Source organism: Micromonospora sp. NPDC049151, assembly GCF_040648395.1.
Classification (GTDB): Bacteria; Actinomycetota; Actinomycetes; order Mycobacteriales; family Micromonosporaceae; genus Micromonospora.
Genome location: NZ_JBEZDP010000019.1, coordinates 1 through 20,357, shown reverse-complemented (window position 1 = coordinate 20,357; position 20,357 = coordinate 1). Strand labels below are relative to the sequence as shown.

Sequence of the window (20,357 nt, the reverse complement as noted above, 5' to 3'; positions counted from 1 at the left end):
GCTCGTATGGCCGTCTCGCCCTACATCGCCCGGCTGCGCCGGCACGTCGGCCACGACCTGCTGATGCTGTACGGCGTCAGCGGCGTGGTCACCGACGACGCGGGACGGGTGCTGCTGGCCCGCCGCTGCGACAACGGCCGCTGGTCGGTCCCGGCCGGCACCGTGGACCCGGGTGAGCAGCCCGCCGACGCGCTGGTGCGCGAGGTCCGCGAGGAGACGGGCGTGCGGGTGGCCATCGACCGGCTCGCCGGCGTGGCCACCCACCCGGTGGTCTACCCCAACGGCGACGCCTGCGAATACCTCAACATCTGGTTCCGCTGCCGTGCGGTCGGCGGGGCGCCGACGGCCGACGGCGACGAGTCGCTGGCGGTGGCCTGGTTCGCCCCGGACGCGCTGCCCGACCTGGACGACTGGTCCCGGCTGCGGATCGGCACCGCGCTCACCGACGACGCGCCGCCCTGGTACGCCGCGCCGGGGCAGCGCCACCCGGCGCTGCGCCAGCCCGACAACATCTAGCCGAACACCACCTCGTAAGCCCGGTCCGGAACCAGATCGACCGCGTGACGGCCGCTCGGGCCGTACACGGTCACGCGCTGCGGAACCGGCGACACCAGCCGCGCCCGGACCCGGCCCGGCGCCCAGGTCAGCTCCTCGACGGTGACCCGGCCCCGGCAGGTGATCCCGCGTAGCGTCCCGGCGGGCAGGTCCGGCAGCGGCGCGGGCAGCAACCGCAGCATCCCCGGACGGGACCGCACCAGCGACTCGATCAGCACCGCCGGCAGCGCGTGCGCGGCGTCGGCGTTGTACGTGGTCCGGCCCGGGTTGTGCGCGCTCATCAGCGACCGGAAGAACATGTCCGCGCCGACGATCTCGCGCACGTTCGCCGCTACCAGCCCGCCGTCGCGCAGCCGTGCCGCCGCCAGGGCCCGGTGCAGGCTGCCGTGCGCGGACCGGTCCTCGTCTCCGCGTAAGGTCAGCGCCCGGTGCGCGGCGGCGGCCAGCTCCGGGGTGTCGTCCGGATCGATCTCGTCCAGCGGCCACACCGGATACAGGTGGCTGACGTGCCTGTGGTCCTCGTCGCCGGCACTGCCGGGCCACGCCCACTCGGCCAGTGCGCCGCGCCCGTCGACCAGGTAGCCGGGCGGCCGTACCCCGGCCCACCTGTCGTCGCCGGTCACCTCGGCGGCCAGCCGCAGCGCGTGCCGGGCGGCGGCGACGTCCATGGTGGCGTTGACGGCGACGGGCGCGACGCGGCCGGTGTCGTCGTAGGGGCCGGTCTCCGGCGAGTACGACGGCACCAGCGCCGGCCGGCCGTCCACGACGGTCAGCACGTCGGCGAAGAAGTCCGCCACCTCGGCCAGCCAGCCGGCCACCTCGCCCAGCGGCTCACCGGTGACCAGGTGGTGTTCGTGCAGCGGATGCAGCAGCCAGTCCGCGCCCGCGAGCCACGCGGTGAACGGCCAGTCCGGGTGGACGTGGAACAGGTGCCCGTGCTCGCCGTCGGTGCGGCTGGGCGCCAGCAGCCCGCGTGCCCCGTACACGGCGCGGGCGTTCGCGCGCCAGTGGTCCACCTGGGCGGCGACCAGCCGGGCGTGCGCGGCGCTCACCTCCGGCAACGCGCCCACGTTCGCGCCGGCGAGTTGCAGGTTCAGGTTCGCGTCGGTGGTGAAGTCGCCGGCCCACGCCGCGTCCCAGGAGCCCAGCCACAGCCCGGTCAGCCGGGGCGGCAGCACCCCGCTGGCGCTGAACAGCAGGTACCGGCCGGAGTGGAACAGCCGTTCCAGCAGCGCCGGGTCCAGCCGGTCCGGCGCGGCGGCCTGCCGGGCCAGCAACTCACCGACTGGTAACGCCCGGTCGGCGGCGGGCACGCCGAGGTCCAGGCCGACCCGGGTGTACGGTCCGGCGTGGCGGGGCACGTGCCGGGCCAGCAGTTCGTCGTAGTCCCCGGCCAGCGCGGCGAGTCGCCGTTCCGATCCCCGGGTACGCCAGGGCGGCGCGTCGGGCCGGTCCACGAGCGTGGTGAGCAGCGCCGGTCCGCGTACCCGCACCCGGTCGCCGTCGACGCTCACGTCGCCGCGCAGCAGCGTCAGCCCCTCGAAGCCGTACGCGCCGCCGGCGTCCGGGTAGCGGGCGCGTACCCGCAGGAACACCAGCCCGTCACGGCGGTACGCGGCGTGCTCGTAGACCACGTCGGCCGGCCGGCCGGGCAGTTCACCCGTCGCCCCCACCACGCAGTCGCCCTGGTCGAGGTGCAGCACGGCGACGCCGTCGGCGCGGGAGGCGAAGCAGCGCCGCCGCCCGCCCGACCACTCGACTGTCACCTGCCCGGTGGTGAAGTCGGTGTCGCGCCGGTAGTCGCGTACCGGTCCGGGCACGGCGTCGACGGTGAGCGCGTACCCGGGGTGGAACGACTGGGTCCACTCCAGATCCCGGCCGCCGGTGAGCAGCCGGGCGGCCTCGGCCCGCCGCCCGGCGAGCACGAGCGCGCGGATGTGCGGCATCCGGCCGGCCAGCTCGGGCGCGCGGGCGTGCCGGCTGCCGTTGGGCAGGACGAGCCGGTGGTGGTTGACCACGATCCGTTCCGCGTGCGGCAGCCCGTGGACCATCAGCCCCAGCTCACCGTTTCCGGTGAGGAACGCGTCGGTCCAGTCGGCGGCCGGCGCGGTGTCGTGGATGCCGTGCGCGGTCACCTGCTGGTGTCCCGCACTGTGAGGTGCGGTTCCAGCAGCGTCACCTCCGGCACCGGCTCGCCGCTCAGCCGCCGCATCAGCAACGCCACCGCCTGCCGGCCGACCTCCTCGGCGGGCACCGGTACGCAGGTGAGCCCTGATTGCTCGGCCAGCTCGTCCGGGCAGATCGCGACGACCGAGGTGTCCCCGGGCACCCGGCGGCCCAGCAGGGGCAGCGTGGCGAGCACCGGCCCGACCGCCGACTCGTTCTGCACCACCAGCCCGGTGACGTCCGGATGGTCGGCGAGCAGCGCCTCCAGGTCGCGGCGTACCGCGGCCGGCCCCTCCTCGCAGGGCCGGGTCACCGCGTCGACGCCAAGCCGCTCGGCCGCGGCGCGTACCCCGGCACGGGTGCGGTGGGCGAACCCGGTGCCCCGGTCGTAGACGGCCGCCGGGGCGCCGAGCAGCGCGATCCGCCGGTGCCCGGCGGCGGCCAGGTGTTCCACGCACAGCTCGCCCGCGCGCCGGAAGTCGAGGTCCACGCAGGCCAGCCCGGTGCTGTCGGCGGGATGCCCGATCAGGACGCCGGGTAGCGCCAGCTCGCGCAGCAGCGGCACCCGGGAGTCCTCCAGCTCGACGTCCATCAGCAGCACGCCGTCGACGAGCGCGCTGCCGGCGATCCGGTGCAGCCCGGCCGGTCCCTCGTCGGCGGTGACCAGCAGCACGTCGTGGTCGTGGCGGCGGGCCGTGGTGACCACCGCGGTGGCGAAGCGCATCACCACCGGCACCTGCATGCCGGTACGCAGCGGCAGCACCAGCGCGATCACGTTGGCCTTGCGGCTGGCCAGCGCGCGGGCCCCGGCGTGCGGGTGGTAGCCGAGTGCGCGGACGCTGGCGAGCACCCGGCCGCGGGTGGTGGCCGAGATGGTGCGTTTGCCGCTGAGCACGTACGACACGGTGCTGGCGGCCACCCCGGCGTGGCGGGCCACGTCGGCGATGGTGACCTGCTCACCGGGGCTCCGGCCGGTCACCGGGCCGCCCCGAAGCTGGCCCCCGCCGGTTCGGCTGTCGCGTCGCCGCCGGTCACGGTGAGCGCGCCGACGAGCCGGATGTCGCGCGCGGACCGGCCGACCAGCACCGAGTGGACGGCGTCCTCCACCACCATCGCGGCGCGCGTCTCGTCCCACCAGGCCAGGTCGGCGGTACGCACGCGCAGCGTCACCCGGGTGGCGCAGCCCGGATCCAGCGTGACGCGGGCGAAGTCGCGCAGCTGCCGCAGCGGCTGCTTGACCCGGGAGTGGCGCTGCCGGGTGTAGAGCTGCACGACCTCGGTGCCCGGGCGGCGGCCCGTGTTGGTGACCTCGACGCTCACCTCCACCTCCTCGCCGGCGCGCGCCGTGGCGGTGCTCAACCGGAGGTCAGCGTAGTCGAACTCGGCGTAGCTGAGCCCGTGGCCGAACGGGTACAGCGGGTCGCCCCGGTGGTAGAGGTACGTGGCGTCGGCGCCGATGACGTCGTAGTCGAGCAGGTCGGGCAGTTCGGCGGCGTCGGCGTACCAGGTCTGGGTGAGCCGCCCGCCCGGGTCGGCGGCGCCGAGCAGCACGTCGGCGAGCCCGTTGCCGTGTTCCTGACCGCCGTGGGCGCTCCACAGCACGGCCGGCAGGTGCTCCTGCGCCCAGCCGGCCGCGTACGGGTAGCTGCTGGTCAGCGCCAGCACGGTACGCGGGTTCGCGGCGTGCACCGCCCGCAACAGCTCCGCCTGACCGGTGGGCAGCGCCAGGTCGGCGCGGTCCTCGGTCTCCCGGCCGTTGACCATCGGGTGGTTGCCGAGCACCACCACCGCCACGTCGGCTGCGGCGGCGAGCGCGGCGGCGGCTGCGGCCCCGTCCGCGAGCAGCGTCACCGTGAACGCGGCCGGGTCGCCGGTGGCGACGCTCAGCCGTCCGTGCGGGTCGACGGCGACGTGCCGGCCGGTGGCCAGGTGGTGCAGCAGCGCGGTGCCGTCGGGCCGGTGGTGCAGGCGGAACGTCTCGCGGACCACCCAGCCACCGGGTCCGTCGCGGTCGGCGACGAGCGCCCCGGCGTCGTCGGCGCCGACGTACCGGCCGGTGTCCACGGCGCGCAGCGCCACCACGTCCTGTCCCCAGTCGACCACGTCGAACTCGGCCGCCGTGCCGCCGAGCGTCAGCGCGCCACCCTCGTCGTGGCGTACCGCCCGGTCGCCGGCGTGCAGCGTGATCCGGTCCGTGCCGGGGTGGGTGGTCACCTCGGGCAGGCGCCCGAGCAGCCCGGCGTAGGCGCTGATCGCGTACGGCGGGGTGCCGCTGTACCAGTCGGTGAGCACGGAGTCGGCGAGCGGGCCGAGCACCGCGACCCGGGTGCCGGGGCGCAGCGGCAGCAGGCCGTCGTTGCGCAGCAGCACCACCGACTGGCGGGCGGCCTCGCGGGCGAGTTCCCGGTGGGCGAGGCTGTCGAGCGTGTCGGGCGGCACGTCGTCGTGGGGGTCGGGGTCCAGGTCGCCCAGGCGCAGCCGCACGGACAGGATCCGGCGCACCGCCCGGTCCACGTGGGCGGGCTCGATCAGACCGCGTGCCAGCGCCTCGCCGAGCCGGTCCACTGTGGGGGCGCTGTCCTCGTCGTCCTCGGTGAAGCTGTCGATGCCGGCGCGCAGCGCGGCGGCGAAGCCCGCTACGTGGTCGGGCAGGTACTCCTGCACTCCGGCGATGTTGCCGACGGCTCCGGCGTCGCCGACCACCATGATGTCGTCGTTGGCGTAGCCGCGCAGCTCGCCCTCGATCAGCGGGCTCAGGTGCGCCGGTACGCCGTCGACCAGGTTGTACGACGCCATCACTGCCACCGCCGCGCCGGCGGCGAGGGGGGCGCGGAAGGCGGGCAGCTCGTACTCGTGCAGTACCCGCGGCGGCAGGTCGCTGGAGGTGGTGGCCCGGTCGGTCTCGTTGTTGTAGCCGAGGAAGTGCTTGAGGGTCGGCGCGGTACGCAGCCGGATCGGGTGGTCGCCGCGCAACCCGAGGCCGTACGCGGTGGCGAGCCGGCCGGTCAGCCACGGGTCCTCGGACCAGCCCTCCTCGTTGCGTCCCCAGCGGGGGTCGCGCAGCGGGTTGACCACCGGCGCCCACACGTTGAGCCCGACGCGGTCCGGGTCGGCCCGGTGCTTGACCCGCACCTCGTCGCCGACGGCGGCGCCGACCGCCCGGATGAGGTCCGGGTTCCAGCTCGCGGCCAGGCCGATCGCCTGGGGGAAGACGGTGGCGGTGCCGAGCCACGCGACGCCGTGCAGCGCCTCGGTGCCGGTGCGGAACGGGCGCAGGCCGAGCCGGGGCACCGGCGCCTGCCACTGGTGCAGCAGGCCGAGCTTCTCCGGCAGCGTGAGCCGGGCCAGCAGGTCGTCGAGACGGTGGGGGACGGGGTCGGTCATGGTGGGCGCCTCCGGTCGGCGTACGGGTCGCCGCTCGACCGTCGAAGCGCTTCGACGATCGAGCCGGTGGGACGGCGGCGCGCACGCGAGTCAAGGGTGGTGGTGGCCGGTCGGCGGGGTCGGCCCGGAGCGGTGGTGAAGCGCTTCGACAACCGCCGAAAAACACGCCGCTTCGGGATTGCCCGGTCCCGGAACGCGGCGCTACCGAGGTTGACACCTTCCGGCCGGTGCGGTCAAGAGGTCATCCGGCGGGCAGCCGCCCCGCCTCCACCCCGGCCAGCGCGGCGGTGGCCCCGCCCAGCGCACCCGCAGCGGACCCGAGCGTGCTGGCCTCCAGCCGCACGCCGGGCGGGACCGGTGCGCGGGACGCGATCTCGGCGTGGGCGGCGGGCAGCAGCCACGGCGCGAGCGCCGCCAGGTGGCCGCCGACCACCACCACCTCCGGGTCGAGCAGCCCGGCCAGCACCGACGCCGCCTGCCCGAGCAGCCTGCCGATCTCGGTGAGCCCGGTGCGTACCGGCTCGTCCCCGGCGCGGGCCAGGGCCTGGACACGTTCGATCTCCGGCAGATGGTCGGTGACCCGCCCGGCGTCCGGCAGCAGACGGCCGATCACCGCGTCCACGCCGAGCAGCGCGGTGAGGCAGCCGCGCCGTCCGCAGTCACACGGCGGGCCGTCGGCGGCCAGTGGCAGGTGGCCGATGTCCCCGGCGAAGCCCCGGCCGCCGCGCAACAGCCGGCCGCCGCTGATCAGGCCCGCGCCGATCGCCGGGCCGCCGGTGAGGTGGACCAGGTCGGTCGTGGCGGCGTACGGGCCGTGCCGCCGCTCGGCCAGCACGGCCAGGTTGGCCTCGGTGTCGACGGCGACGGGGAAGCCGGGATCACGCAGCGCGCGGCGGACCGACGCGGCCAGCGGCACGCCGCGCCAGCCCAGCGCCGGGGCGGCCGGCACGTCGCCGTCGGGGTCCACCAGCCCTGGTACGGCGACTGTCAGGCCGAGCACCGTACGGTCCGCCCCGACCCGGGTGACGGCACGCCGGGCCAGCGCGGCGAGCGCCTTCACCGTCTCCTCGGGAGCGGCGGTGGCGGCGGGGAACGCGCGCCGCCAGGTGAGCACCGGGTCGCCACCGAGTCCGGCGGCGACCGCCACCAGTTCGTCCGCGCCCACGCGCAGGCCGAGCCCGACGTAACGCGCGCCGTCGAGGACGAGCATGGTGGCCGGGCGGCCCACCCGGTTCTCGGTCAGCCCGGTCTCGCGCAGCAGGCCGTGCTCGATCAGCTCGGCGACCAGGCTGGAGACGGTCGCCTTGTTCAGGCCGGTCCGCGCGGCCACATCCGCCCGGGAGCAGGGGGCGTGCCGGCGGACGTGCCGGAGCACGGCGGCCCGGTTGGTCACCCGCACGTCGCCGAGGTCGGCCGTCGGCCGGTCGATGCTGATCACGTACTGCCCGCCTCCTGCGCCCGGCCGTGGGTTCGGCTACAGCTTAAACTAAATAGGGGAGATCCCGGCCGGCCGGTCCCCGCCGCCGAACCACTGCGCGAACGGCGTCAGCGGCACCGGTTCGCCGTCGAGCACGACCCGGCGCGGCGGGTCCGTCCCGACCACGCTGACGCGCCGCACGTCCAGCGGCCCCTCCACGCGTACGCGCAGCGTGTCGCCGTCGCGCACGGCGGTGACTGTGGTGTCGCCGTCGGGGTCCCGCACCACGCTCACGCCGTCGACGCCGCCCCAGGCCACGAGCGTGACGTCCCGGAACGGGCCCGTCCCGACCGTCGCGGCGGGCGCCACCACGGGGACCAGCGCGCCGTGCCGCACGTACAGCGGCAGCCGGTCCAGCGGCACGCTCACCCGCAGGTGCCGTCCGCCGGGGTGCCGCTGCCCGGTGTACGCGTCGAGCCAGTCGTCGCCGGCCGGCAGGTAGACGGCGCGCTCGCCGGACGGGTCGAGCACCGGCGCCACCAGCAGGTCGGGGCCGAGGCGGTACTGGAGGTCGGTGGCCCACGCGACCGGGTCGTCCGGGGTGTCGACGAGCAGCGCCCGCATCATCGGACCGCCGGTACGGGCGCTCGCCACCGCGGCCGACCAGAGGTACGGCAGCAGCCGGTAGCGCAACCGCAGCGCGTCCACCGCGTGCCGTTCCGCCTCGGGCGGGAACTCCCACGGCAGCCGGCTGGTGGTGCCGTGCAGCCGCACCAGCGGGGAGAGCGCGCCGAACTGGGTCCAGCGCACGTAGAGGTCCGGCTCGGGGGTGCCGTTGAAGCCGCCGGTGTCGTGGCTCCAGAACGGCACCCCGGACAGCCCGTGGGACAGGCCGCCACGCAGCGTGCTGGCCATACCGGGCCAGGTGGCGTTGACGTCGCCGCTCCACTGCGCGCTGTGCCGCTGCCCGCCCAGGTACGACGAGCGCGCCCACACCGCGCGGTGCCCGGCGACCTCCTCGGTGACATCGGCCACCGCGTCGTTGTACAGCAGCGCGTACACGTTGTGCAGTTCGACGCCGGTCAGGCCGTTGTGTGCCACCGCGTCGGCCGGCACACCCTCGGCGAAGTCGGTCTTGAACACCGCGACGCCCTGGGCCAGCAGGGGCCGCAGCAGCCCCTGGAACCAGCGCACCGCGGCCGGGTTGGTGAGGTCCACGATGGCCCCGGCCGGGTAGCTGCCGTGCCAGGTGTCGGCGACGTACGTCTCGCCGTCGGGGCGGCGCAGGAAGTACCCGGCGGCCTCGGCCTCGGCGTAGAGCGGGCTGCCGGTCATCAGGTAAGGGTTCATCCACAGGCACACCCGGAAGCCCTGCTCGGTGAGGTCCTTGAGCATGCCGTCCGGGTCGGGGAAGGCGTCGGCGTCCCAGCGCAGGTCCGACCAGTGCCCGGCGACCTGCCAGTAGCAGTCCAGGTGCAGCACGTCGCAGGGGATGTCCCGCTCGCGGAGGCGCCGGGCACGTTCCAGCACCCGCTGCTGGCTGTCCGGGAAGAAGCCGGAGGAGATCCACGCGCCGAACGCCCACCTCGGCGGCAGGTACGGCCGCCCGGTGAGCGTGTCCAGCCGGTCGAGCACCTGGGCCGGGGTGGGACCGGCCAGCACGTAGTAGTCGAGCAGGTCGTCCGGGACGAGGATCTGCACGGTGCTGTGGGTGCTGGCGCACATGTCGAACTGCACCGGCAGCCCGCTGTCGACCAGGACGCCGTAGCCGCGGTCGGACAGGTAGAAGGGGACGTTCTTGTGCGAGCGGTCGGACTCCCCGCCGAAGGCGTCGAAGTTCCACATCAGCGGGCGCTGGCCGCGCTTGTCCAGCGGCGTGAACTTCTCGCCGAAGCCGACGAACCGTTCGTCGCCGGGCGCGACGAAGCTCTCGTGCCAGGCGACCGGCTCACCGTCGACTGTGGAGCGTCCCAGCGGCAGCGTGCGGCGCCGGCCGCTGATGTCCCGGGTGCCGCCGTCGGAGGCGAGCAGCAGCCGCCCGTCGGGAGTGCGGAACCGCAGTTCCCACGGGTCCAGGCGCAGCTCGGCGACCACGCCGCCGGCGCTCACTCGCACCCGGTCACCGTCGACTGTCACGGTGGCCGGGTGCGGCTGCGGGTGGACCAGTGTCAGCGCCGCGGCGGAGCGGCTGCGGACCGAGAGGTCGTCGGCGAGGCGTACCCGGATGATCCCGTCGCCGGCGGCCTCGACGCGCGCGACGAGCGTGCGGCCGGACGTGCAGGTCGCGGTGAGCGTGACGCCATGCGCGTCGGTGGCGGCTACCTCGGCCCGCAGCACGTCGTCGGCGCCCTCCTCGCCGGGGGCGCGGACCGGCAGGTCGGGCGGGTCGGCCACGAACGTCTCGTACGGGACCAGCGGCGGGCGGTACGGCATGGGCGTCTCCTCGCGGCGTCCACGGGCGGTCCCGCCAGTTTCTTTGGAACCCCAACTAACTGTCAATGATCGACGGCATTGACTTTCCGTCGCACCTGTTCCTATTTTGGCCGGGATGCCAACTAAAGCGCTGTGGGGCGACGGCCGGCTCTGCTACGGCGGGGACTGGAACCCGGAGCAGTGGCCGCCCGGGGTGTGGCGCGAGGACGTCGCCCTGATGCGCGCCGCCGGGGTCAACCTGGTCACCGTCGGCGTGTTCGCCTGGTCCCGGCTGGAACCCGAACCCGGCCGCTACACGCTCGGCTGGCTCGACCGCGTGCTGGACCTGCTGCACGCGGGCGGCATCCGGGCCGCGCTTGCCACCCCCACCGCGTCGCCGCCACCGTGGTTCTCGCTGCGCCACCCGGACGCGCTGCCGGTCACCGCCGACGGCGTACGGCTGACCCACGGCAGCCGGGACACCTACTGCGCCGCCGCGCCCGCGTACCGCGACGCGGCCCGGAACATCACCGAGGTGCTGGCCGCGCGCTACGCACACCACCCGGCGCTGGCGCTGTGGCACGCGCACAACGAGTACGGCACCACCTGCCACTGCCCGCACGCCGAGGCGGCGTTCCGCCGCTGGCTCACCACCCGCCACGGCGACCTCGACGCGCTGAACGACGCCTGGGCCACCAGCTTCTGGAGCCAGCACTACTCCGACTGGGCGCAGGTCGGCGCGCCCCGCGCCACCCAGTACCTCGCCAACCCCGGCCAGCTGCTCGACTTCCGCCGCTTCTGGTCCGACACGCTGCTGTCCGCGTACACCGAGCAGCGGGACCTGCTGCGCGCGGCGAACCCGCAGGTGCCGATCACCACCAACTACGTGCTCGGCGACTGGGTGCCTGTCGACCACGCCCGTTGGGCGCGCGAGGTGGACCTGGTCGCCGTCGACCACTACCCGTCGGCGACCGGCAGGGGCGCGGAGGAGCAGACCGCGTTCGCCGCCGACCTGGCCCGCGGCTGGGCCCGCCACGGCGCCGGGAAGCCCGCGCCGTGGCTGCTGATGGAGAGTGCCCCCAACCAGCTCCACACCGCCGGGCGGATGCACACCAAGGAGCCCGGCCGGATGACCCGGCACAGCCTCGCCCACGTCGCGCGCGGCTCCGCCGGGGTGATGTTCTTCCAGTGGCGTGCCCCGGCCGGCGGCGCGGAACGCTTCCACTCCGCCGTGGTGTCGCACGCCGGGGCGGACACCCGCGTGTTCCGGGAGGCCACCGCGCTCGGCGCCGCGCTGGGCCGGCTCACCGGGACCGCGCCGGGCCGCGTCGAGGCGACGGTGGCCATCGGGTACGACGCGGCGAGCGACTGGGCGCTGCGGCACCCGGGGATGCCCCGCGCCGGACTCGACCACTGCGGCGAGGCGGCCGCCGCGCACCGGGCGCTGTGGCACGCGGGCGTCACCGCAGACGTGGTGCCGCCGGGCGCCCCGCTCGATGGTTGCCGGCTGCTCGTGCTCCCCGCCCTCTACCTCGCCTCGGACGCCACTGTCGACTGGGTACGCCGGCACGTCCAGGGCGGCGGGCACCTGCTGGTGACCTGGCTCAGCGGTGTCGCCGACGAGCACGCCCGGGTACGCCTCGGCGGCTACCCGGGCGCGTACCGGGACCTGCTCGGCGTGCGGGTGGAGGAGTTCCACCCGCTCGCCGACGGGGAGCGGGTGCCGCTGACCGGCGGCGGGACCGGCCGGATCTGGTCCGAGACGGTGCACCCGGCCGGTGCGGAGACGGTCAGCGCGTACGTCGGGGGAGTGCTGGACGGCCGGCCCGCGATCACCCGGCACCGGGTCGGAGACGCGTACGCCTGGTACGTCTCCACCCGCCCCGACGACGACACCTACCGGCGGCTGCTCACCGACGCGGCCCGGCTCGCCGGTGTGACCCCGGCCTGTCCAGGTGCGCCGCCGGGCGTCGAGGCGGTACGCCGCCACGACGGCGACGGAAGCCTGCTCTACCTGCTCAACCACACCGACGAACCGCAGCGGGTGCCGGCTGCGGGGGTCGAGATGCTGACCGGCGAGGCGGTCGGGAGCGCGTTGACTGTGGCACCGGGTGGCGTGGCGGTGGTGCGCGAGGAGCCGTCGTGACGCCGCCCCGACGGTGTTCGCGCGCGTACCCCCGTCAGGGAGTGGCGACGGCGGCGCGGGAGCGGTCGGCGGCGATCCGCACCGCGAGCGCCGCCAGCACGGTGCCCATCACCCACCGCTGGAGACGCGCCCAGCCCGGCCTGCGGGTGAGGAACGCCGACACCGAGCCCGCGCTGAGCACGATGAGCGCGTTCACGGTCAGCGCGACCACGATCTGCGTCAGGCCGAGCAGCAGACTCTGCACCGCCACGTGCCCGCGCGAAGGGTCGACGAACTGCGGCAGCAGCGACACGTACAGGATGGCGATCTTCGGGTTGAGCAGGTTGGTGACCAGGCCCATGGTGAACAGACGCCGGGGCCGGTCCGGCGGCAGCGGCGCCGGGGTGAACGCCGACGTGCCGCCCGGGCGTAGCGTCCGCCAGGCCAGCCACAGCAGGTACGCCGCACCGGCCAGCTTCACCGCCGTGTACAGCGGCGGCACCAGCACGAACACCGTCGCGATGCCGGCCACCGCGGCGGCCAGGTAGACAAGGAACCCGGCGGCCACGCCGAGCAGCGACACCAGCCCGGCCCGCCGCCCCTGCGTCACCGACCGGGACACCAGGTAGACCATGTTCGGCCCGGGCGTGAGCACCAGACCGAGCGCCACCAGGGCGATTCCCATGACCGCGCCGACAGTCACCATGTCGCCTCCCCGTTGCCGCCAGTGAACCGGACCCTACGCCGGTTGCCGTTGTCCGCGGGTACCCGTGGGGCGCTGATGGGGGTGTTGTGCGGGTCACGTGATCGGAGGGCGGCGGTGATACTTGTCGCATGTCGATCGTGCTGTCCGCGCCGGCCACTTCGACCGCGCCCGGTCTGCTGCTGCGCCCGTGGCGCGACGGTGACGCCGACGCGCTGATCGAGGCGTACCGGGATCCGGTGCTGCGCGCCTGGACCAGCCATCCGGTGACCGGGCCGGCGCAGGCGCGGGTGTTCCTGCGCCGCAGCCACCAGGGCTGGGCCGCCGGGCACCGGTTCATGTTCGCGGTGCTGGAGGAGGACCGGGTGGTGGCCTGCGTGGTGCTCAAGGACGTCCGCCCGGGCCGCCCGGCCGCCGAGGTCGGCTACTGGACGGCCGCGCCGGCACGCGGCCGGGGCGTCGCGCCACGAGCGGTGGAGGCGGTCACCGCGTGGGCGTTCGCCCGGTTCGCCGCCACCGGGCTGACCCACCTGGAGCTGCTGCACCAGGTCGACAACGAGGCCTCCTGCCGGGTGGCGGAGAAGAGCGGGTACGCCTTCGCCGAGGTGCTGCCGGCCCGCCCGCCGTACCCGCGCGACGGCCACCGCCACGTCCGCCACCGGCCCTGACGCCGGCGGCGCTCACCTGTCGGTTCGGGCGGCAGCGGCCGGGCCGAGCAGGCGCAGCAGCAGACGCGGTTCGCCCGGCCACGCGTCGAGCAGCACCTGCCGGGGCACCTGCCGGGCGGCATAGCGCAGCGCGAGCGCCACCACCACGATGTCGTCGAGCGGGCCGATCACCGGCAGGAACTCCGGGATCAGGTCGATCGGGCTGGCCACCCAGAGTCCGGCGACGACAATCGCGACCCGGGCGCGGCGGGGCACGCGCGGGTCGCGGCGCAGCCGCCGCACCGCCGTCACGCAGTCGGGCACGAACGCGGCCAGATCGCGCAGCAGCCCCGGCGGCAGACGCCGGGCCAGCAGCACCAGCACCCCCCAGCTCACGACCAGGCAGGCCGTCGCCACAGCGAGGCCGATGAGCCACTCCCGCACGCCGTCACCCCTTTCGTACCCGGTGGCACGCTACGCGGCGGCGTCGCCCGGCGCCCGGGAACAGCCCGGCGCCGCGCGACGCTGACCCTTGCCGGACGGTGGCGGCTACCGTGGGTACGGGAGGTGACGGCGGTGACGACAGGCTGGGAGGCCGCGGTCGAGGCGCAGATCCGCTCGGCCCAGGAGCGCGGCGAGTTCGACAACCTGCCGGGCGCCGGCAAGCCGATCCCGGGGCGCGACATGCCCTACGACGAGGGCTGGTGGATCCGCAGCTTCATGGAGCGCGAGCAGATCCCGTCCGACCTGCTGCTGCCCACGCCGCTGCAACTGCGCCGCCGCATCGAACAGCTTTCGGCCGAGCTGCGCGACCTGCCCACCGAGGAGGCCGTCCGGTCGTACGTGGCGGCGCTCAACACCGAGGTGGTGGCCTGGCTGCGTACCCCGACCGGGCCACGCGTGGTCGTCCGCCCGGTGAACGTCGAGGAGGCGGTGCGCCGCTGGCGTGCCGACCGGGAACGCGTCACGCCGCTCGTCACGGCGCCCGCGCCGCCGCACGCCGCCCGGACCCGCCCGCGCCTCCGTTGGCGCTGGTGGCGCCGCTGACACGCGCTCAGGGGCGCGCCGCCTGCCAGGTCCACGCGGTACGTCGTGGCCGGTGGCCGAGCGGTGCGCGTCCGGTCAGCCACAGCAGCACCGGCGCCGGGTCGCCCTCCGGCGCGTCCGGGAACAACCGGCGCACCACCCGGGCGCACAGCTCGGCCGGTGGCGACCAGTCCAGCCCGAGCCCTCGGGTCAGGTCGTGGGTGTGCAGCAGGATCTCGGCCACGCCCATCGCGGCGAAGCCGCCCGGATCGCACGGGCCGAAGTGCCACGCCCGGTCGTCCGGGCTCGCGGCGTCGATGGTGGCGGCGAGCATCCCGGCCGCCGCCCCCGCGACGGTCAGCACCTCGGCGGGCGCGGCGTCCGCGCGTACCCGCAGGTCGAACGGGAGATAGCCGCCGCCGGGCCGGCCGGACACCTGACCGGCGTACGCGGTCAGGTCGTGCGCGATGTGCGCGGCGGTGGTCCAGCAGGACCAGTCCAGATCCCCGGCGCGTACCGTCCAGTCCCGCCCGACGGCGGGCCGCAGCACGGCCGTCATCCCGGTGGCGGCGGCCCGGACGTCGGCGCTGTTCACCTGCGCCGTACCCGCAGCACGCAGGTGAGCATCGGCAGCGTGAACTCCCCGTCGGCCGTCTCCGGCCGGCTCGCCAGGTACGCGCGGATGCGGTCCAGCGTCCGCGTACGTTCCCGCTCCGGCATGACCAGCATCCCGGCCCGGGTGGCGAGCGTTGCCACGAGCGAATCGGCGGTACGGCGCTGCCCGTGCGGGAACTCCGCCTGCTCGGGCGAGCCGAACCGGGCCTCGCCCGCCGTCGGCAGGTGCATGCCGGCCGTGGCCGCGCGCCAGCTCGCGGGCGTGTCCCGGGGGCCGATGGCGGCGCTTCCGCTGACCGCCGCGAGCCCGGCCACCCAGTCGACCCGGTCGTCCACCACGTTCCACAACCCGGCCAGGACGCCGCCGGGGGAGAGGACCCGGGCGATCTCCGGCCCGGCCACGGCCATGTCGAACCAGTGCATGGCGTTGCCGGCCACCACGGCGTCGACGGCGGCGTCCGGCAGCGGGATCATCTCGGCGCTGCCGGGCAACGCGCGTACGCCCGGTGCGGCGCGGCGCAGCTCGGCCAGCATCGCCTCGTCCGGCTCGACCGCCGTCACGTCGCCGCTCACCTCGGCCAGCGTCATGGTGAGCTTGCCGGTGCCCGCGCCGAGGTCGAGCACCCGCGTACCGGGCGCGGGTTCGAGCGCCCACCGCACGGCGGCGCGCGCGTAGTCCGGACGGTGTTCGGCGTACGCGGTGGCCGCCGCGCCGAACGACGACGAGTGCCGGCGTCGTGCGTCTTCGTCCATCCGGTCACCCTATCGACGACGGGCGATCATCGCGCCGGGCTAACCGTCCACACTGCGCGAGAGCTCACCGATGCTCGTCTCCAGCGCCTACGGCTTCCAGGTTCGCCGCTGCGCCCGGAACTGTTCCGGGTCGGCCGGAGGTTCCGGCTGGTTCTTGATCACCGCGGCATGGTATTCGCCGTAGCGACGGCACTACCATGTGCGAATGGGCTCCAGTGGAGCGTCGGTCGAGTCCACCTTCTTCGGCACGTCGACAGTGCACGTGTCCGACGGGACCTCGGGCATCCTGATCGACGGCTTCCTGAGCAGGCCCTCTCTGCTGCGCGTCGCGCTTGGTCGCGTGGCTCCCGACCTCGGGCGGATCACCGCCGCGCTCTCCCGGGCCGGCGTGTCCCGCCTCGACGCGCTCTTCGTCTCCCACTCCCACTACGACCACGTCATGGACGCCCCCGCTGTCGTCAAGCACCTCGGCGGCAGGCTGTTCGGCTCCGAGTCGACGCTGAACGTGGGACGCGGCGCGGGCCTCGGCGAACAGTCGATGACCCGGATCGCCGACGGCTGCGAGTACCGCGTCGGCGCGTTCACCGTGCGCGTATTCGGCGGCCTCCACAGCCCGGGCAACCGGTTCCCCGGCACGATCGAGAAGCCGCTCGTCCCGCCGGTCCGGGCGAGCAGGTACCGCGACGGCGGATGCTTCTCCTTCCTCATCACCCACCCCGACGGCTCGCTGCTGATCCACCCGAGCGCCAACTTCGTCCCGCACGCGTTCGACGGGCTCGACGTCGACGTCCTCCACCTCGCGATCGGCGCGCTGGGTGTGCAGTCCGAACGGTTCCGGGACGACTACTGGCGGCACGTGGTGGACGCGACCCGGCCCGCCCTGATCGTGCCGATCCACTGGGACGACTTCTTCGTCTCCCTGGACCGCGGGCTGCGGCCGCTGCCAGGGTTCTTCGACAGGTTCGCCGTGGCCAGGGCGTTTCTCGACGGCAAGAGCCGGGAGAGCGGCATCGCCGTACGGTTCCCGGAGCCCTTCGAGGTCGTCAGGCCGTTCGTACGCTAGGTGCTGTCATCACACGCGGCGCCTATCGCGAGACGCACCTCGACCTGCCGTCCCTGGGAACGGATCACCAGCGGCACGCACGCCGGGCCCGCCACCCAGGTGCCGCCGGTGTAGACCGACCACGTGGCTGAAGCGGCCGGGCACGCCCCGACCTGCACCGTGGTCGCCGGGACGGCACCCGGGCCCCACCCGATGCGGGCGCGATCCGCCCAGCCGGGCGCCACCCGAATTTCCACTGCTGTTCCGGCGCGCACGTACAGGCCCCATTTGGCGAAGAGACGCGTCGGCCCTCGTGCGTCGGTTGAGTCGTCGGGTCGCACCACAGTCGACGGCACCGCCACGGCGTCGGCCACGACCCGGTACCCATCACCCGGAGCCGGAGTCGCGGCAACCGCATCGGCGCACCGCAGGCGCTGTCCGCCCTCAGGCAGTGGTGGCAGCGTCGCGGCCGGTGCGCCGGGGGAGGTGGAGTCGGAGCCGGCAGGTTCAGGTCGCTCCGAATCGTCCTCACTGGTGCAACCGGTCGTCGCGAGCAGCAGACAGGGGGTCAGGACGAGGTGCCCCCATCTCCGGCTCGCGGCTCGCATGCCTCGATCCTGTCAAACCTCGGCGCCGAGGGAACCCCCGCGCCGAACCTGATTACCGGATTATCGGTAATAGTAATCCAATAAGTTGACCCGACAAAGGGTGCAAACCGTCACTGCACCATAATGACAGTTATGTGCGCGCGATGCGGGACCGCCTCAGACCGCTCCGCCGACTACGGTGAGGCGGTCGCATCCGAGAGGAGGCCGATGGCGATGCGGATCGCGGTTGCCGGAGCCACAGGCAGGATCGGAGCCCTCACCGTCGCCGCGCTGGAGCGGCAGGGCCACGACGTCGTACGCATCAGCCGCTCACTGGGCGTGGATCTGATGACCGGCGACGGGCTGGACGAGGCGCTCACCGGCGTCGAGTCGGTGGTCGACACGACGAACGTGGCGGCGGGCGATCGTTCCGAGACGATGGCGTATCTCGGCGGCCTCACGCGCAATCTCCTGGCAGCCGAGCAGCGCGCCGGCGTACGGCACCACGTGCTGCTGTCGATCGTCGGCATCCACCGGGTCGACGACAACGCCCACTACGCGGGCAAGCGGGAGCAGGAGCGGCTGGTGGCAGGTGGGCCGGTGCCGTGGACGATCGTCCCGGCCACCCAGTTCCACGACTTCGCCGCCATGGTCACCGGCTGGACCGAGCGCGACGGCGCCGCCACCGTCGCGCCGCTGCTGGTGCAACCGATCGCACCCCGGGACGTCGCCGACATCCTCGCCGAGGTCGCTGTCGGCGAACCGCGGGGACGCCACGTCGACATCGCCGGACCCGCGACGGAGGATCTCGTCGACATGGCTCGGCGTACCCATGAGGCGCGCGGCCGCCGGGTCCGGCTTATCCCGACCTGGTCGGGCTTGTACGGCACGTCGATGGCCGGCGACGTGCTGTTGCCCGGGGACGGCGCGCGTATCGCGCCGACCAGCTTCGACGACTGGCTAGCGGCCGGCGCCCGCTGACGGGGTGACCGCGGCGACGACCAGGTCGACGATCCCGTCGGCGTAGTCGTCGGTCAGCGGGCCGTTGCGCAGCAGCCAGCGGTGGTAGAGCGGGCCGAACAGCAGTTCCACCACCTGGTCCAGTGCCGCGTCGGGGCGGACCTGGCCGGCCTCGCGGGCGGCCTCCAGGCGTACGCGGACCGCATTCAGTTGGGGACGGAGCAGCCGGTCGCGCGCCTGGGCGGCAAGGTCCTCGTCGGCGAGTGTCTCGATGGTGATGGCACGGGTGGTGGCGGACAGCCGGGGGTCGGCGAACTCGGCGACGGTGGCCCGCAGCACCTCACGCAGGTCGGCCCGCAGGTCACCGGTGTCGGGCAGGACGATGACCTCCGGCATGTCGTCGGCGAGCGCCTCCAGGATGACCGCGCCCTTGCCACGCCACCAGCGGTAGATGGTCTGCTTGCCGACTCCGGCGCGGGCGGCGATCGCCTCGACGGTCAGGGCCGGGTATCCGGTCTCGGTCAGCAGCTCCAGGGCGGCGGCGAGGATCGCGCGGCGGGACTGCTCGTTGCGGCGGGTGGGCTGCGGGGTCACGCCGCGAGCCTACAGCGAGACGAGACGTATCGTCTTGACGGGATGGCGGCGCCGTGCTCCGCTGTGGCGAGACGCAACGTCTCGTCTCAGCGAAACTCAGGAGACCCCGTGCCGCACATCGCCATGGTCAGCATTCCGTTCCACGGCCACGTCAACCCGAGCTTGGAGATCATCCGTACCCTCGTGCGGCGCGGTCACCGGGTCACCTATGCCAACGACCCCGCCTTCGCCGAGGTCATCCGATCCACCGGCGCGGAGCTGAAGCCGTACGCCTCGACGCTGCCCGCCGACGGCGGCGCCGGCACCGACGACCCGATCGAGCAGCTCACGCTCTTCCTCGACGACGCGATCGCCATGCTGCCGCAGCTGCGGGCCGCCTACGACGACGACCGGCCGGACCTGTTCCTCTACGACATCGCCGGCGCGCCGGCCCGGCTGCTCGGCGAGCAGTGGGGGATTCCGGCCGTACAGCTCTCCTCGACGTTCGTCGCCTGGGACGGCTACGAGCAGGAGATGGCACCCGTGGTCGAGGCGATGCGGGCCGATCCGCGCGGCGCCGACTACTACCGACGGTTCACGGCGTGGCTGACCACGGAGGGTTCGTCTGTCACCGACAGCATGGCGTTCCAGGGACGGCCGCTCCGCAGTCTCGTCCTGCCGCCGGAGGCGCTCCAGCCGAACGCCGACCGGGTGGACCGGTCGGTCTACAGCTTCGTCGGCCCGGTCCTGGCCGACCGCTCCGACCAGGGTTCCTGGGTACGGCCGGAGCACGCCGAGAAGGTGCTGCTCGTCTCGCTCGGCTCCGCCTTCACCCGGCGGCCCGAGTTCTACCGCCGCTGCGTCGCCGCCTTCGGCGACCTGCCCGGCTGGCACACCGTGCTGCAGATCGGCACGCACGTCGACCCGGCCGAGCTCGGTCCCGTCCCGGACAGCGTGGAGGTCCACCGGTGGGTACCGCAGCTGGCCGTCCTGGAACAGGCGGATGCCTTCGTCACCCACGCCGGCATGGGCGGCAGCAGCGAAGGTCTCTACTGCGGGACGCCGATGATCGCCGTGCCACAGGCGGCCGACCAGTTCGCCAACGCCGAGCAGCTGGCCGCCCTCGGCGTCGCCCGGGTCGTCGACTCGGCCGGCGTCACCGCCGTGGAGCTGCGCCAGACGCTGCTGGCCCTCACCTCGGACCCGACGGTGGTGGCCCGCAGCGCCGAGCTGAAGCGGCAGGCCCGCGCCGCCGGGGGCGCGGACCGGGCCGCCGACCTGATCGAGGCCGAACTCAGCGCGGCGCGCCGCGGGTGAGGCACGGCGTGGGGGGGGGGGGGGGGCGGCGCCCCCCCCCCCCCCCCCGCCGGCCCCCCCCCGCCCGCGGCAGGT

The 20,357-nt window shown here is 74.6% G+C and carries 17 protein-coding genes; 7 read left to right on the top strand and 10 right to left on the bottom strand.

Annotated elements, in window-relative coordinates; translation table 11 throughout:
* Nucleotides 1–6: 6 nt before the first annotated feature.
* Nucleotides 7–516 carry an NUDIX domain-containing protein gene (locus tag AB0B20_RS21085; protein WP_357387307.1) on the top strand — a complete coding sequence of 170 codons (510 nt, stop codon included), beginning with the start codon at nucleotides 7–9 and terminating at the stop codon, nucleotides 514–516.
* Here AB0B20_RS21085 and AB0B20_RS21080 read toward each other — a convergent pair.
* The 5 genes from AB0B20_RS21080 to AB0B20_RS21060 all read right to left on the bottom strand — a co-directional run bounded on the left by AB0B20_RS21080 (nucleotide 513) and on the right by AB0B20_RS21060 (nucleotide 9,955).
* On the bottom strand, nucleotides 513–2,690 hold the full coding sequence (locus tag AB0B20_RS21080; RefSeq protein ID WP_357387309.1) for a glycoside hydrolase family 95 protein: 2,178 nt from the start codon (nucleotides 2,688–2,690) through the stop codon (nucleotides 513–515). The genes AB0B20_RS21085 and AB0B20_RS21080 overlap by 4 nt on opposite strands.
* Nucleotides 2,687–3,700, bottom strand: coding sequence for a LacI family DNA-binding transcriptional regulator (locus tag AB0B20_RS21075; protein WP_357387311.1), 1,014 nt, complete (start codon nucleotides 3,698–3,700; stop codon nucleotides 2,687–2,689). The genes AB0B20_RS21080 and AB0B20_RS21075 overlap by 4 nt, the downstream gene beginning before the upstream one ends.
* Nucleotides 3,697–6,105, bottom strand: a complete 2,409-nt coding sequence (locus tag AB0B20_RS21070) for a glycoside hydrolase family 3 C-terminal domain-containing protein (RefSeq protein WP_357387313.1) — start codon at nucleotides 6,103–6,105, stop codon at nucleotides 3,697–3,699. Before AB0B20_RS21070 ends, AB0B20_RS21075 begins: the two co-directional genes overlap by 4 nt.
* A 241-nt stretch (nucleotides 6,106–6,346) precedes the next feature.
* Nucleotides 6,347–7,543: an ROK family transcriptional regulator gene (locus AB0B20_RS21065; RefSeq protein ID WP_357387315.1), complete on the bottom strand. Its 1,197-nt coding sequence runs from the start codon at nucleotides 7,541–7,543 to the stop codon at nucleotides 6,347–6,349.
* A gap of 48 nt (nucleotides 7,544–7,591) precedes the next feature.
* Nucleotides 7,592–9,955: a TIM-barrel domain-containing protein gene (locus tag AB0B20_RS21060; protein WP_357472668.1), complete on the bottom strand. Its 2,364-nt coding sequence runs from the start codon at nucleotides 9,953–9,955 to the stop codon at nucleotides 7,592–7,594.
* A 115-nt stretch (nucleotides 9,956–10,070) separates the two neighbouring features.
* On the opposite strand from AB0B20_RS21060, the gene AB0B20_RS21055 reads away from it, so the two are divergent.
* Nucleotides 10,071–12,080 carry a beta-galactosidase gene (locus AB0B20_RS21055; protein WP_357472665.1) on the top strand — a complete coding sequence of 670 codons (2,010 nt, stop codon included), beginning with the start codon at nucleotides 10,071–10,073 and terminating at the stop codon, nucleotides 12,078–12,080.
* A gap of 34 nt (nucleotides 12,081–12,114) precedes the next feature.
* On the opposite strand, the gene AB0B20_RS21050 is transcribed toward AB0B20_RS21055, so the two are convergent.
* The gene (locus tag AB0B20_RS21050) at nucleotides 12,115–12,765 is read right to left on the bottom strand and encodes a LysE family translocator (RefSeq protein WP_357387321.1); all 651 of its coding nucleotides are present in this window, start codon (nucleotides 12,763–12,765) and stop codon (nucleotides 12,115–12,117) included.
* Between the two features lie 128 nt (nucleotides 12,766–12,893).
* Between AB0B20_RS21050 and AB0B20_RS21045 the strand changes: the two genes are divergently transcribed.
* Nucleotides 12,894–13,430 (top strand): GNAT family N-acetyltransferase, encoded by a 537-nt coding sequence (locus AB0B20_RS21045; RefSeq protein WP_357387323.1) that lies wholly within the window; start codon nucleotides 12,894–12,896, stop codon nucleotides 13,428–13,430.
* Between the two features lie 12 nt (nucleotides 13,431–13,442).
* On the opposite strand, the gene AB0B20_RS21040 is transcribed toward AB0B20_RS21045, so the two are convergent.
* Nucleotides 13,443–13,853: a DUF1232 domain-containing protein gene (locus AB0B20_RS21040; protein ID WP_357387325.1), complete on the bottom strand. Its 411-nt coding sequence runs from the start codon at nucleotides 13,851–13,853 to the stop codon at nucleotides 13,443–13,445.
* A gap of 132 nt (nucleotides 13,854–13,985) precedes the next feature.
* Here AB0B20_RS21040 and AB0B20_RS21035 point away from each other — a divergent pair, with 132 nt between their 5' ends.
* Nucleotides 13,986–14,456: a DUF1992 domain-containing protein gene (locus AB0B20_RS21035; RefSeq protein WP_357472662.1), complete on the top strand. Its 471-nt coding sequence runs from the start codon at nucleotides 13,986–13,988 to the stop codon at nucleotides 14,454–14,456.
* Nucleotides 14,457–14,463: 7 nt separating this feature from the next.
* On the opposite strand, the gene AB0B20_RS21030 is transcribed toward AB0B20_RS21035, so the two are convergent.
* Both AB0B20_RS21030 and AB0B20_RS21025 read right to left on the bottom strand, forming a co-directional pair.
* Nucleotides 14,464–15,030 (bottom strand): maleylpyruvate isomerase N-terminal domain-containing protein, encoded by a 567-nt coding sequence (locus tag AB0B20_RS21030; RefSeq protein ID WP_357472657.1) that lies wholly within the window; start codon nucleotides 15,028–15,030, stop codon nucleotides 14,464–14,466.
* Nucleotides 15,027–15,803 (bottom strand): class I SAM-dependent methyltransferase, encoded by a 777-nt coding sequence (locus AB0B20_RS21025; protein WP_357472654.1) that lies wholly within the window; start codon nucleotides 15,801–15,803, stop codon nucleotides 15,027–15,029. The genes AB0B20_RS21030 and AB0B20_RS21025 overlap by 4 nt, the downstream gene beginning before the upstream one ends.
* 205 nt (nucleotides 15,804–16,008) lie before the next feature.
* On the opposite strand from AB0B20_RS21025, the gene AB0B20_RS21020 reads away from it, so the two are divergent.
* Together AB0B20_RS21020 and AB0B20_RS21015 are read left to right on the top strand one after the other, a co-directional pair.
* Nucleotides 16,009–16,866 (top strand): MBL fold metallo-hydrolase, encoded by an 858-nt coding sequence (locus AB0B20_RS21020; protein ID WP_357472651.1) that lies wholly within the window; start codon nucleotides 16,009–16,011, stop codon nucleotides 16,864–16,866.
* 800 nt (nucleotides 16,867–17,666) lie between these two features.
* The gene (locus AB0B20_RS21015; protein ID WP_357472829.1) at nucleotides 17,667–18,413 is read left to right on the top strand and encodes an NAD(P)H-binding protein; all 747 of its coding nucleotides are present in this window, start codon (nucleotides 17,667–17,669) and stop codon (nucleotides 18,411–18,413) included.
* Here the strand turns inward: AB0B20_RS21015 and AB0B20_RS21010 are convergent.
* A complete protein-coding gene (locus tag AB0B20_RS21010) occupies nucleotides 18,393–18,986 on the bottom strand; it encodes a TetR/AcrR family transcriptional regulator (RefSeq protein ID WP_357472648.1) in 594 nt (197 codons plus the stop codon). The genes AB0B20_RS21015 and AB0B20_RS21010 overlap by 21 nt on opposite strands.
* A 108-nt stretch (nucleotides 18,987–19,094) precedes the next feature.
* Here AB0B20_RS21010 and AB0B20_RS21005 point away from each other — a divergent pair, with 108 nt between their 5' ends.
* Nucleotides 19,095–20,282 (top strand): macrolide family glycosyltransferase, encoded by a 1,188-nt coding sequence (locus AB0B20_RS21005; protein ID WP_357472645.1) that lies wholly within the window; start codon nucleotides 19,095–19,097, stop codon nucleotides 20,280–20,282.
* Nucleotides 20,283–20,357: the final 75 nt, after the last annotated feature.